This window comes from Rhodovastum atsumiense (genome assembly GCF_937425535.1).
Lineage (GTDB): Bacteria > Pseudomonadota > Alphaproteobacteria > Acetobacterales > Acetobacteraceae > Rhodovastum > Rhodovastum atsumiense.
The window spans coordinates 66,294-79,434 of sequence record NZ_OW485601.1 but is presented as its reverse complement, the minus strand read 5'-3'; the positions used below and the strand labels follow the sequence as shown (position 1 = coordinate 79,434).

General features: G+C 69.5%; 9 protein-coding genes. 6 read left to right on the top strand and 3 right to left on the bottom strand.

From position 1 onward, the window contains the following. Position 1: 1 nt before the first annotated feature. The gene (locus NBY65_RS00340; protein ID WP_150042956.1) at positions 2 to 895 is read right to left on the bottom strand and encodes an NAD(P)H-binding protein; all 894 of its coding nucleotides are present in this window, start codon (positions 893 to 895) and stop codon (positions 2 to 4) included. A gap of 131 nt (positions 896 to 1,026) precedes the next feature. Here NBY65_RS00340 and NBY65_RS00335 point away from each other — a divergent pair, with 131 nt between their 5' ends. Then, on the top strand, positions 1,027 to 1,983 hold the full coding sequence (locus NBY65_RS00335; RefSeq protein WP_150042955.1) for an AraC family transcriptional regulator: 957 nt from the start codon (positions 1,027 to 1,029) through the stop codon (positions 1,981 to 1,983). Here the strand turns inward: NBY65_RS00335 and NBY65_RS00330 are convergent. Then, the gene (locus NBY65_RS00330) at positions 1,980 to 4,079 is read right to left on the bottom strand and encodes an Hsp70 family protein (RefSeq protein WP_162530727.1); all 2,100 of its coding nucleotides are present in this window, start codon (positions 4,077 to 4,079) and stop codon (positions 1,980 to 1,982) included. The genes NBY65_RS00335 and NBY65_RS00330 overlap by 4 nt on opposite strands. A gap of 71 nt (positions 4,080 to 4,150) precedes the next feature. Further along, positions 4,151 to 5,176 (bottom strand): hypothetical protein, encoded by a 1,026-nt coding sequence (locus NBY65_RS00325; protein WP_162530726.1) that lies wholly within the window; start codon positions 5,174 to 5,176, stop codon positions 4,151 to 4,153. Between the two features lie 282 nt (positions 5,177 to 5,458). On the opposite strand from NBY65_RS00325, the gene NBY65_RS00320 reads away from it, so the two are divergent. The 5 genes from NBY65_RS00320 to NBY65_RS00300 all read left to right on the top strand — a co-directional run bounded on the left by NBY65_RS00320 (position 5,459) and on the right by NBY65_RS00300 (position 13,134). After that, positions 5,459 to 6,448 (top strand): TRAP transporter substrate-binding protein, encoded by a 990-nt coding sequence (locus NBY65_RS00320; protein ID WP_203330613.1) that lies wholly within the window; start codon positions 5,459 to 5,461, stop codon positions 6,446 to 6,448. A gap of 21 nt (positions 6,449 to 6,469) precedes the next feature. Continuing rightward, positions 6,470 to 8,473: a methyl-accepting chemotaxis protein gene (locus tag NBY65_RS00315; protein ID WP_250265606.1), complete on the top strand. Its 2,004-nt coding sequence runs from the start codon at positions 6,470 to 6,472 to the stop codon at positions 8,471 to 8,473. A gap of 234 nt (positions 8,474 to 8,707) precedes the next feature. After that, positions 8,708 to 9,595, top strand: coding sequence for a hypothetical protein (locus tag NBY65_RS00310; RefSeq protein WP_162530725.1), 888 nt, complete (start codon positions 8,708 to 8,710; stop codon positions 9,593 to 9,595). Between the two features lie 4 nt (positions 9,596 to 9,599). Further along, positions 9,600 to 11,573, top strand: coding sequence for an Hsp70 family protein (locus NBY65_RS00305; RefSeq protein ID WP_150042950.1), 1,974 nt, complete (start codon positions 9,600 to 9,602; stop codon positions 11,571 to 11,573). A gap of 628 nt (positions 11,574 to 12,201) precedes the next feature. Beyond that, complete coding sequence (locus NBY65_RS00300) at positions 12,202 to 13,134, top strand: glycoside hydrolase family 16 protein (RefSeq protein WP_162530724.1); 933 nt, start codon at positions 12,202 to 12,204, stop codon at positions 13,132 to 13,134. Positions 13,135 to 13,141: the final 7 nt, after the last annotated feature.

Below are 13,141 nucleotides of genomic sequence, written 5' to 3'. Positions count from 1 at the left end.
GTCAGGGCGCAGGGTCCGTCACGGCGGGCCTGAGCGTGTCCTCGCACCACTGGCGGAAGCGCGTCGGCGTGGAATTTTCCGGCGTTCTCGGGACAGTCAGGTCGATGCCGAGATCCTTGGCCCGGGCCATGTCGGCCATGCCTTGCGCCATGGCGCCGGACAGGCCGGACTGCAGGAAGCGGGCCTTGTAGGCGTCGAAGCCGATCTGCTGGAAACGGATCGGCCTGCCGAGCACCTCCGACATGATCCCGGCCATCTCGTTGAACGAGATGTCTTCCGGGCCAAGGATCGCCACGTCGCCCTGGCCGCTCCAGCCATCGTCCAGAAGCCAGCGCGCCGCGACCGCGGCGATGTCGCGGGTGGCGCAGCCCGGCAGCTTGCGATCGCCCGAAATCGGCGAGAAGAACCTGCCCTGGTCCCGGATGGCCGCCGCCTGGCGGAGGATGTTGTCCATGAAGGACGGCATAGCCAGTGCCCGGAAGGCGACGCCGGTGCTGGCGATCAGGTCGTCCATCGCCAGTGAGCCCGTCACGTGGCCGGCCTTGTCGGCAAGCGGGCTGCCCCGGCCGAGGGCGGTGATCCCGACGACGCGGCGGATCCCCCTGGCCTTGAGGGCGGCGGCGGCCGGCCGGGTGAAGTCGACATAGGCGGCCGTCACGGAGGATGCCGCGGGATCCGGCGGCGCGAGCCAGAACAGCGCCTCGGCCCCCCTGAACGCCTTCTCCACGACGGCGGCCTCGCCATGCGAGCCTTCCACCACCTCGATCTTGTCGCGAACCTTGTCCGGCAGATGCCCTGGATTGCGTGCGATGACGCGGATCGGCGCGCCGGCCCTGAGCAGGATTTCGAGGACCTGGTGCCCGATGTTTCCGGTCGGGGCGGTCACGACGATCATGGTGGGCTCCTGTGCGCGTCCCGTGCGCGCGACGGCGTCGGCGTTCGTGTTCGGGCGGCAGGGTAGGTGGGCGTTCCAGGACGATCCATGCTAGATGATCCGCAATACCTTCGCGATCGTCCGAAATGCCGATGGATCCGCTGTCCGACGTTCTGTCGCTGCTCAGGCCTCATGCCTATGTGTCGTCCGGCTTCGAGGCCGGCGGGGACTGGGCCGTCCGGTTCGGTGACCAGCACCGGCTCATCAAATGCTACGCGGTCGTGTCGGGGGGCTGCTGGCTCGCCGTGGCGGATGCCGGCGAACCGGTACGGCTGGAGGCCGGGGACTGCTTCGTACTGCCGGGCGGACGTCCCTTCCGTCTGGGCAGCAGCCTGGACGCGCCTGCGATCGAAGCCCATGAGATATTCCCGCCCGCGCGCCGGGGGGGCGTGGTCAGGATCAATGGCGGTGGCGGAATGTTGCTTGTGGGAAGCCGCTTCGGCGTCAGCGGCAATCACGTCGACATGCTGCTGGATCTGCTTCCCCCGATCGTGCACATCCGTGGGCGATCCGAACAGGCCGCGCTGCTATGGTCGGTCGAGCAGATGATGAAGGAACTGCGTGAAGGGCGGCCCGGCAACGCCCTCGTGGTCCGGCATCTGGCCCATCTGATGCTGGTGCAGGCGCTGCGCGTTCACCTGGACATGGGCGAGGGCCGACGCGCCGGCTGGTTCTTTGCCCTGGCGGACAGGCAGCTCGGTGCCACGATCACGGCGATCCATGCCGATCCCGCCCATCGCTGGACCTTGCAGGCGCTTGCCGGGATCGCCGGCATGTCGCGATCGACATTTGCGCTCCGGTTCAGGGAAAGCGTCGGTGAGCCGCCGATGCAGTACGTGACGCGCTGGCGGATGCTGCTTGCCTGCGAGAGGCTGGAGAATACGGGCGATTCCGTGTCCGCGGTCGCTGTCTCGCTCGGATATGAATCGGAAAGCGCGTTCAGCACGGCGTTCAGGCGGGTCATGGGGTGCTCGCCACGCCGGTATGGACGCGGATACAAGGCCGGGCCTCGGCGCATCGGCGCCGTGGCCGGCTCGCCTTCAGTCTAGCCGGGCGCGAGTTCCGCCATGCGCGGCGCCCCGCCCGGCGCCAGTTGTTCGAGCACGCCCAGATCCGCGATCGCCTGCGCCACCACCGCGTCGAAGGCCGCGGCGGCGGCCTTGACGATGCCGTCCTTGCCCTCGCCGCGGCCTTCGAGCCCCTCCATGATCTTGTGGCTCAGCTCGCGCTGGGCGGCGGCGCGGCCCTCGGCGAGCTTGCGGATGAAGGCGCTCTCGGACATGGCGATGTGCAGGATGCTGCGGCTGGCCAGGTTGAAGTCGTGGTTCCGGACGGTGCTTTCGATGGCCGAGCCGACCGCGGTGCTGAAGCCGAGCCAGGCCGCGAGCGTGCCGAGCCCGGCCACCACCGCGAGCACCGGATGGGCGATCGCGAGCAGCACGACCACGTGGAGGTGGATCGCGGCGATGATGAAGGTGCCGATGCCCGCGGCGAAGGTTGCCATGTCCGCCGCGAAGCCGCCCAGTTCCGCCGCGATCCGGTCGCCGGCGCTGCCGCCGACGCCGATCAGCGACACCGCGGTGATCGAATCGGGGATGTAGCGCGCCACGTCACGGCGGATTTCATGCGTCTGCAGGAAATCCAGCAGGTGGTCGCGCAGGAAGCGCAGCAGGTCGGTGTCGAGCATCCGCCAGGTGGTCTCCACCAGGCGGACCGCCTCGGGCTCGAATTCGGTGCAGATCCGCGTGGTTTCCTGCTCCACCGCCGTCAGCGTGCCGCCCTGGTGGTACCAGGTGCGGAACACCTCCTCGATGCGCGGCATGATGGCGGCGACGGTGGCCTGCGCCACGTCGTCGGCGAAACGGTCCAGCCGCACCGAGACCGCGGCGGCGAATTCCTCGCGCGCAGGGGGGGCGGCGGCGGCGATGCCGGCGCGCCGTGCCTGGTGGCGCGCCCGCAGCGCGTTGTAGAGGGCGAGCCCGGCGCCGACCGTGGCCTCGGGATCGTCCGAGCGCAGGATGCCGCTGCGCGGATCGACGCCGAAGGCGCGGGCGGCGAGGTCGCGCATGAACGGCCATTCGGAACTGCCGCCGGTCAGGATGACCTTGCTGAACCGGCCCTGCATCGTCTCGCCCCGGACCGCCTCGTCCTGTCCCTCGTGTTCCAGCGTGCGGCGTATCCAGTCGAGCAGGTCGATCGGCCGGCCCGAGGCCAGCGGGGCCGGCAGGCCGAATTCCTGGAAGTAGCGCAGCGCAAGGGCGCTCGGACGATAGCCGCGTGCCCGGGCGATGAACTCGGCCACCGAGGCGTTGCGCAGCGTCTTGCGGCTCTCGCCCACGTCGATGCGGTAGCGGAAATCGGCCATGCCATCGCCGAGCATGCTCCAGCGCCGGGAGAAGCTTTCCTTGAGCTCGCGGCATTCCTTCTGCCAGACCGCCATGGCCTCGCGCTCGTCGACCTCGAAGGCGCCGTTCTGGTCCTGGATCCATTGATAGAACAGGTCGTCGAACAGGCGCCCCCCCAGCACCGGGTCGCCCCAGGGCGCGCGCAGCCCCTGCTCGGCGTCGACCAGGGCGAGATCCATGGTGCCGCCGCCGAAATCGACGACGACCACGCCGCCGCGCGCCTCGGCCGGGCTGATGCTGCCGTTGTTGAGATGGTAGGCCAGCGCCCCGAGCGGCTCATCCACGCAGATGGCCTTGCCGAAGCCGGCCTCGCGCGCGATTTCGCCCGTCTGGTCGCGATGCTCCTGGTCGATCTCGGCCGGCACGCCGATCACGACCAGCCCGTCCCGCACGGCGGCGGGCTGCACGGCGACGCTGGCTTCCTGCAGCTTGCCGAGGAAGGCGACGGCATCCGCCCTGGCGCGGGCGGAGCGGCCGATATCCGGCTTGAAGCCGTAGGCGATGCGGTGCTGCGCGCGGTCCTGCGGCTCGAACTGGCTCCAGGTTTCGACGGCGACGGTGCCGAAGGCGACGACGGCGGGTGGCGCGCCGGGCGGGCAGTGCCACAGCACGCAGGTCGCGACCGAGGTGGCGCCGCCGAGGCGGATCGGCAGCGCCGTCAGCGGGCCTTCGCCCGGGTCGTGGCAATAGGCGACATGGGAGTTGCTGGTGCCGAAATCGATGCCGAGATAAGTGGGCATGAATGGCTCCGTCCTGACGTTGCGATGCCGGCCCGTTTGCCTTGGGGGCGGCGGCGTTAGGCTCGTCGGCTTCAGGCCCGGCGGACCTCGCCCTTCTGGATGATCTGCCCCTGGCGCGCGATCGCCGCCCGGCGCGTGCGCACGGGCTGTCCGGGGGCGATGGCTCCGAAGCTGTCGAAGGTTCCGACCAGCTCCGCCGTGTAGGGCTGGCCGCGCGGGACGAAGCGCCATTCGTAGCCGTCCTCCTCGAAGCGCTGGAACAGCTCCTCGCAGGCGGCGGCGAGCTCTTTGTCGGGCTTGCCGCGCTGCCATTCCGTGCGCAGGCGGGAAATGGCGAGCCAGACCGCGCCGGTCAGGGCCTCGGTCCCGCTCCGGACGGCGGGCGGCCGCGGCGACAACCGGTCCGGGTGTGCCCAGCACACGGCCAGCGCCAGGTCGGCCAGATGGGTGCGGTCGGCTTGCCGCAACCCTGCCCCCGGCCGCGATGGGCCGGCGCGGAGCTGCGTCATCTGCTTCTGCAGCAGGGTCAGCAGCAACGGGGCGACCGCCAGCCACATGACGGAGCGGAACAGGCCGATGGACTGGCCCCGGATCGCCCGCCACACGCCGCCCACGACCATGCCCCCGCCGGAGAGCGTGGCCGCGGAGCGCACGGCCGCGACCAGGGCGGGACGCTCCAGCAGCATCGCCAGCCCCCGGACCGCCAGGTAGGCGCCGAGGGTCGCGCCGATGAACAGCCCGATCGCCCGGTTGCCCAGCCAGATCCAGGTCAGCGGCGAGACCAGCAGCGCGCCCAGGGCGGCGCCGCCGGCGGCCGGAACCGCCCAGGCCGATCCCGCGACCTCGACCCGCTCCGCCGGCGCCGTGGGCAGCGTCAGGTGATGCAGGGCCGCCAGGATTTCCGCCTCCACCCGGGCCATGTCGGCATCGGTGTTGGGCCAGCATCCGGCTGCGGCCATCCAGCTCAGGCAGGCGGGGCCGAGGCGGGCGAAGGCGGCGTCCGGGGCGGCGGTTGGCTCCTGGCCGGCCGCCAGCAGGGATTGCGCCTGGGCGCGCCAGGGGGGGAGGGCGTCCTCGAATCGGTGGAATTTCGCCATTCGCCCCCCTGAGCTGTGTCGGCCCGCGGCTCGGTCCGTTCTGCCCAGCCCCTAAGGCCTCATGGCGGACCGTGGTTCCACCGATCGGCGCGGGTGCCGGTGGGCCGGGCGGGCCTTGCCCGTTATCACGCAATCGTGAGATAGGCGGTCCTGCGGTCAGGGCCGGGCGGGACGGCGGCGATTTGCCACGATTCCCGCGAGAGGTGGCCCGCGTCGTTATCCGGTCCTTCAGATCCTGCCCCGATGCTGTGTGGCGCAACAGCGGATGGAGCACGTACCCCCATGGTTTCTCGCAGGCATCTTCTGGCCGCCGCCGCGACCGGCGTGGCGGCGACGGCGGCTGGCGGCATGCGCCGTGCCCATGCCGCCCGCACGCTCCGGCTTGGCCATATCTTCGCGGCTGATTCCCATCTCGCCGCGGGGGCGACGGCCTTCGCCGAGGAAGTGGCGCGCCGCACCGGCGGACGGATCCAGATCCAGCAATTTCCCAATGCCGTACTTGGCGGTGACGTGGAGCTGGTCAAGGCCGTGCAGCTCGGCACGGTGGATTTCGCCTTCATCACCGGGGTGGGCCTGCCGAGCATCGTGCCGGAAACCGATGTCGTGCACATCCCCTTCCTGTTCCGCAACCTGGCGCATGCGCATGCGGTGCTCGATGGCGAGCTCGGGGTCGAGTTCGGCCGCCTGCTCGCGGCCAAGGGCGTCACGGCGCTGGCCTGGGGCGAGAACGGCCTGCGCCATGTCACCAATTCCCGCCTGCCGATTGCCACGCCGGGCGACTTCAAGGGGCTGCGTATCCGCGTGCCGCAGTCGGAGGTGATGCGGATCGGCTTCGAGGCGTTCGGCGCCACCGCCAGCCAGTTGGCCTTTCCCTTGCTGTTCGATGCGCTCAAGACCGGCAAGTTCGACGGCGAGGAAAATCCGATCGCGGTCATCCGGGCCTCGCGCTTCGACCAGGTCCAGCGTTTCCTCAGCCTGACCGGCCATGTCTACGACCCGGCGGTGCTGGCCGCGTCCCCCGATACGCTGGAGGAACTGTCGCCCGAGGACCGCACGATCCTGGCGGAGGCTGCCCGCACCGGCGCGCGTGTGTCGCGTGAGGCTGCCGGGGCCGCGGATGCCTCCGGCGTGGCGGCGCTGCGCCAGGCCGGCATGCAGGTGGTGGACGGGATCGATCGCGCCGCCTTCGGCCGGGCCCTCGCGGCGGTGATGCCGGAATTCGAGAAGCGCTTCGGCCGTGACCGGATCGAGCGCATCCGCCGCGTCGCCTGAGATCCCAGGAAAGGACATGTGATGCGGTTCGTCCCGTTTGCATCCTGGCCCGCTTCGGTTTCGCTGCGGGCCCGGATCTTTGGCGGCTTTGCCGTCATCCTGGCGCTGCTGCTGGTCCTGATGGCCGTGCAGTTGCGCAGCACCCTGGCGGTGGAGGACGGGGCGACGCGTGTCGGCCGGCACACCGCTGATGCCTCGACGGCGATGTCCGTCGCGCTGGGCGTGGCCGAGGCGCATGCGCGCCTTGCGCAATACGCCCTGTCCCCGACCGTGCTGAACCAGCAGGAAGCCGAGGCGAGCATTACCCGGCTCGACGAGGCGCTCGCGGGGCGCGGCCAGGCCGACGCGGCCCGGCTGGGCGGGCTCATCGCTGCTTATCGCCAGAGCGCCAATGGCACGTTCAAGGTCGTGCAGGAACTGCGTGACGCGACGCAGCGCGTGCAGGCGGCGGCGATCGAGCTCGGCACCACCACCTCGGCAATTGCCGAGCAGATGGCCGGCCAGAGCGAGCCGGAGATGATCCGGGCCGGCCTGGACGTCGCGCTCGGTTTCCAGGAAGCCAATTCGGCCGTCCAGGGCTTCCTGCTGTCGCGCAACCCGGCCGATGCCGGTGCCGCCGGGCTCACGCTGCAGACGCTGCGCGAGCGCATCACCCGCTTCGCCGGCCTGGCCGAAGGCAACCGGCGCCTCAGGAAGTTCACCGCGGCCCTGGCGGCGCCGCTGCAGAGCTACGCCGATGCCTTTGCCGAGCTGATCGGGACGGAGGGGCGTCTGCGGGCCGCCTCGGCGGCCCGCGAAACCGCGACCAAGGCGGTGATGACGGCGGTGGCCACCGAACGCGAGCGCAGCCTGGAAGCGTTGCACGGCGCGGTCGGCGAGATGCGGGAAACGGTCGATACCAGCCGCCAGACCGGCTTCGTCACCGCGGCGGCGGCGATCGGCCTGGGGGTTCTGCTCGCCTGGGCGATCGGCCGTAGCATTGCCCGGCTGATCCTGGTCCTGACCCGGGCCATGGGTGAACTCGCCGATGGACGGCTCGACGTCGTCATTCCGCATGAGGGCCGGGGCGACGAGCTGGGCCGGATGGCCCGGGCCGTCAGCGTGTTCCGCGAGCATGCCCTGGCGGTGCAGCGGCTGGAGACGGAGCAGGAGCAGGCCCGCGGGCGCGCCGAGGCGGAGCGGCACAACCTGATGGTCCGGCTCGAGCAGGAATTCCGTGCCAGCGTGCAGGATCTGGTGGCGGGCCTGAAGGATGGCGTCGCCGGGCTGCAGCAAAGTGCCGGGACGATGCGCCGCGCCTCCGGGCAGGCGAAGAGCAAGGGCGAGACGGTGGCCGGGGCGGCGGGCCAGACCTCGGCGCATGTCGGATCGGTCGCGGCCGCGGCCGAGGAACTGGCCGCCTCGGTGCGCGAGATCGCCCGCCAGGTCACCGAATCCGCCGAGGTCGCCCGCCAGGCCGTGCAGCAGGCGGGTGAATCGGCCGATACGATCGAGACGCTCGCGCAGGCCGGGCAGCATATCAGCGAGGTGGTGGCGATGATCGACGCGCTCGCCGGCCAGACCAACCTGCTGGCGCTGAACGCCACCATCGAGGCGGCGCGGGCCGGGGAGGCCGGCAAGGGCTTCGCCGTCGTCGCCACCGAGGTGAAGGCGCTGGCGGCGCAGACTGCCAAGGCGACCGAGGGGATCCGCCAGCAGGTGAATGCCATCCACTCGGTGACCCAGAGGACGGCGGCGGCGATGCGCGACATCGGCGGCACCATCACGCGGATGCGCGACATCGCCAGCGCGATCGCCGCGGCGGTCGAGCAGCAGGGCACCGCGACCGAGGATATCGCCCGCAGCATCCAGCAGGCGGCACAAGGGGCGGCGCTCGTCTCGGCCGGCACCGCGCCGTTGCTGGCGGCGGCGGAGGAAACCGACCGCTGTGCCGGCGACGTCGTCGCCACCGCTGAGGCGCTGCATGGCCATTCCGACCAGTTGGAAGCTTCGGTCGGACAATTCCTGGGGGCCATGCGGGCCTGACCGGGCATGGGAACGGCTGCGTGCCATCCTGGCACGCAGCCGGTGCCGCGACCTCGCCGACACGACACCGCCGCGCCATCCCGGGTGCGGCGGTGTCGTGTCGATTCCAGGTTGCGGCGCCCGTAGTGCAATTCCACCATTCCCCGGGGCGCGGGAGGGGGGCAGATTGCCGCGATCCCTGGCACAGGTTAAAGATGAAACTATTGCGGCCCGTGCAGCCGTTCGAGGTGTTTCATGCCGACACTTGCCGAACTGTTCGATGCCGACAGCCTGAGTCGGGCCATCCGGGCCGAGCCGACGCCTGACCGTGCCGCTGCCCTGACCGCCGCCGCCATCGATCAGGCGGCCAAGGCCTACAATGCTCCCGGGCTGGAAGCCCGACGCCTGGTCGAACAGGCTGCCGCCGCCCTGATCGCCACCGTGGATGTGCTGCTGGGCTGCGAGCTGGCGCCCCCCGCGCCGGTGGTGCCGGTCTGGCAGCCGCCGCCTTCGCCCCCCCTGTCGCCCCGGCCGGTCGCGGCGACCCCGGATCTGGTGCCGGCCATTCCGCTCGGCTGTGCCCTGGCGGCCCTGCCGTTCCAGGGCGGGCTCTTCGGTACCACGCTGGTGCTGGGCGCCGCGGTCGCGTCCGGTGTCGTGGCCTGGCGCAGCTTCCGCGCCTATCGCCTCCAGGCCGAGCCGCCCCGGCCGAGCCAGCCCGTGCCGGTGCCACCTCCGCCGCCGCCACCGCCATCGCGCGGCGGGAGCCTGCATCCCGAACCAATGGTCGCGGCGGTGCGGCGTGCGCTGGCCGAGATCGATACGCTGGTCGAGCACGCCGAACGCCGGCGCGCCGCCCGCTCCGAACCGACGCCGCTGAACGACACCACGCTCGATTTCCTGCAGGACCTGCTGGAGGCGGTGACCCGCTCGCGCGCCGAGTTCGCGCTGGCGAAGGCCGAGTTCCGCCTGCCCGCGGTGCTGGAAGCCTGCGACCTGCAGGCGGTTGACTATGCGCCCGAAACCGCTTCCCACTTCGACATCGACGGCGCCCCCGCCCGTGCCCGCACCCGGCGGCCCGCCATCCTGCATGGTGGGCGCTGTCTCAAGCGCGGCCTTGCCTACGAGCTGCCGGAGGGTTGACCGCATGCCCGAGAATCTCGAGATCATCGGCTTCGACCTCGGCCATGGCGAGACCGCGCTCGCCCATACCACGCTGGCATCCGCCAACGAGCCGGAGGCGCTGGCCATCCACAACCGGCCGACCGTGCTCAGCGTGGTCGGGGTGGATCACGACGGGCAGGTCGCGATCGGTGACCATGCCATCCGCCAGAGCGAACGCCTGGTCGAGATGTTCGTCCGCTTCAAGTCGCTGCCGCCCGAGGATGGCCCCTGGCCCGGGGAGCGCGCGCTGACCTTGTTCGTCGGCGGGCTGGTGCGCGAGCTGGTCGACAGCCGGCAGGTGCCGCAACTGGAGCAAGCGCGGGTCTTCGTCGGCGTGCCCTCCGGCTGGACCACCGCGCGCGACGGCATCCACCGGCTGCGCCGCTATCGCGAGGCGCTGGAAGCGGCGGGGCTGGGCCAGGTCGAGTTCGTGCCGGAATCCCGTGCCGCCTTCATGCATGCGCGCGAATCCGGCGAGCTGCAGGTGCAGATCGACCAGCTCTATGGGCGGGTCCTGGTGGTCGACCTTGGCTCGTCAACCGCCGATTTCACGCTGGTGCAGGACCTCAATCCGCTGCCGCTCGATTTCGGCAACAACGCCCTGGGGGCGGGGCTGATCGAGCAGACCCTGCTGGCGCAGGCGGTGGCGCGGCACGAGGACGCGGCGAAGCTGCGCGCCTTCTACCAGAAGCATCCGGCCCGCCACGCCTTCGACGAATTGTCCTGGCGCACGTTGAAGGAGGAATATTTCAACGCTGAGGCGAGCGGCGTGCCGGAGCCGAAGGCGCGCAACATCTTCGACTACGAGCTCGGTCGCGGCGAGGAAGTGCTGCTGCGCGCCGTGATCGATCGCCCGGCGATGGAGGCGGCGTTGGCGGCGCCTCAGCCCCTGCTCGACGGGCTGGGCTGGTCCGACGCCTATCGCACCACGCTGGACGCGGCCCGTGGCGTGATCGAGGGCGATCCGGATCTGGTGCTGTTCACCGGCGGGGCGTCCCGCATGGGGTTCGTCACCCGAATCGCGCAGGAGATCTTCCCCCGTACCCGTGTGCTGCGCGGCAAGGCGCCCGAGCTCGCCATCGCCAAGGGGCTGGCCTGGTGGGGCCGCAGCAAGTTGCGCGCCGCCGCCTTCACCCGCGAGGTGGAGGCGCTGTGCGCGCCCTCCTTGCTCGACCGGCCAGGGGCGTCGAGCGCCATCGGCGAGATGGTGCGCGCGGAGTTGCCGCGCCTGCTCGATGCCCTGGCTCCCGTCCTGGCCGAGCGCATCGCCGAGCGGGTCATCCTGCCCTGGGGCCGTGCCTGGCGGCTGGGTCAGATCGCGACCTTGCAGGATTTCGAACGCCAGACCGAGGTGGCGGCGGCGGCCTGGGTGGATTCGGCCGATGGCCGCCAGGCGATCGCCGAGGTGGCGCAGGCCTGGCTGCCGGGGCTGGCGCAGCGGCTGGAGGCGTTGACCGACCCGATCTGCGACCGCTACCGGCTTTCCCGCCGCGCGCTGGTGATCGAGCCGACCACGCAGGTCTCGGGCGAGTTGTTCGCCGGGCGCACGGCCGATGCGATCGATTTCAGCCACGTGCAGGGGTTCGCCACCGTGGTGAACCTGATCACCGCGGTGGTGGTGGGCACGCTGATGGGGGGCAGCGGCAAGGCGCTGCTGATTGCCGGGCCGATCGGCTGGGTGATTGGCTTCCTCGGTGCAGCGATCCTGTTTTTCATCGGACAGGAAGCGGTGAAGGAACGGGTGCGTGGCTGGGTCATCCCGGTCATGCTGCGCAAGGCGGTGATGTCGGAGGAGCGGCTCAGCAGCCGGTTGCGCGCGGGCGTGGACGAGATGGCCGGCAAGTTGCGGGCCGATCTCGCGGCGCGGTCCGCCGACGACCTGGCCGTTGCGATCGAGGCGCGCATCAAGGCGGCGCTGCTGTCGCGTGCCGAGGATGCTCTGGTCCGCCTCGGGTAGAGGCGCGCGCGCGGCGGGGATCGCATCGATCCAGGCACGACCAGGGGGGCGGGCAGGGCGCCTCTGTCGGCGCTCTGGCCGTGTCGCCCCTGCTGCCCTGGTCCGCAGGCATCCTGCTGCGGTACCGAACCGGCGTGACGTGGGCGGTCAGGGGCAGAGTTCTGTCCTGGCATTGCACCGTTCCTGACCGCTCACCAGGTCGGCAATACCTGCATAATATTTTGTAATATCGTTATATTCTGCTCGCCTGATGGTTTCTGGCCGCCACCGGGGGCAGGCCCGACGGTTTCGGGGGCGTCGCCTGCACGAAACCGGTTCTATTTTTGCCGGAAGATGAGGAAAAGTCCGGAAAACTAGCTATGTAAGCATTAATGAAGTTGTATCGATCAGACTTCATAATATAACTTTATGCGTAATGAAGCGTTAAAAATTTTAACGCAAATATAGAAATTCAGGATGTTTTCCTAATTCATGCCTCATGTCATGGCCCAAGAATGAATATTCACGCCCAAGCGGCACATTGCGGTTTGCAGGTTCTGGTGGGGCTGCTAGCGGGCGTTCCGATGCACGCCTCCGTGTAATTAGGAGACTGCATTGCCTCATTTTGAACCATCTGGAAGGAATATGGATGGCTTATCTCAACTCTGCAAACTTTCGCTCTGTCCAGGGTAACAATTTTGCTGAGGATAAATCGCTCAATAACTTCCCATTGTTTTGGGCAGCGAATGGCGATGCTAAATTTCACGACGATGGCGTCACATTATCCGCTGGTGGAGGCGGACGGGTCGGGTTTCTGGGAACCACGCCCAACACCTATGGGCTTTACCAGGTGACCGCGCGGCTTGATCCCGGCCAGGGGAAAGGGGCGTGTGTCGTGTTGTGGCCGGCGGACAATGCCTGGCCGGGGCATGAGATCGACCTGCTCGAAAGCGCCGACCCGTCCCGCCAGAGCATGTTCACCACCATTCACTGGGACAAGGGGGGCAGGGATGCGTTTCACCATCGTACCATGCAGGTCGATACCACGCAGTGGCACACCTATGCTTACAACTGGCAGCCGGGACGCCTGACCTACTACATCGATGGGGAGGAAATGTTCTCCACCACCGAGCGTGTCCCCAACGAACCGGTGATTTTCGGCGCCCAGGTCACCGATGCCTCCGGCCGGGTGAACCTGCATGTCAGGTCGATGAGCATTTCCAAGCCGGTGGATGGGGGGGACGCGCAGGTGCCGGCGAGTTCCCTGACCGGCAAGCTGCTTGACGCCGCAACCTCGCCGGTATTCCAGAGGGTCTCGCTCAACGACAAGCAGTCGCGCGTCACGGCCAATGGGCAGAAGCCGTTCCTGGTCGCCTATGGCGGCGGCTCCGGGCGCAGGGAGGTCGACAAGTTCTCGGTCGACCGCGGCGACATGGTGCAATTGCCATCGTCGATGAAGTCCTCTCTGCAGCAGGATGTCAGCGGTGGCGACACCATCCTCAGCGGCGGGAGCGGCGGCGGCGAACTGGTTCTGCACGGCGTGACATCGTTGCCGTCCAGCGCCATTCATTTCTCCGGCTGACCGGACG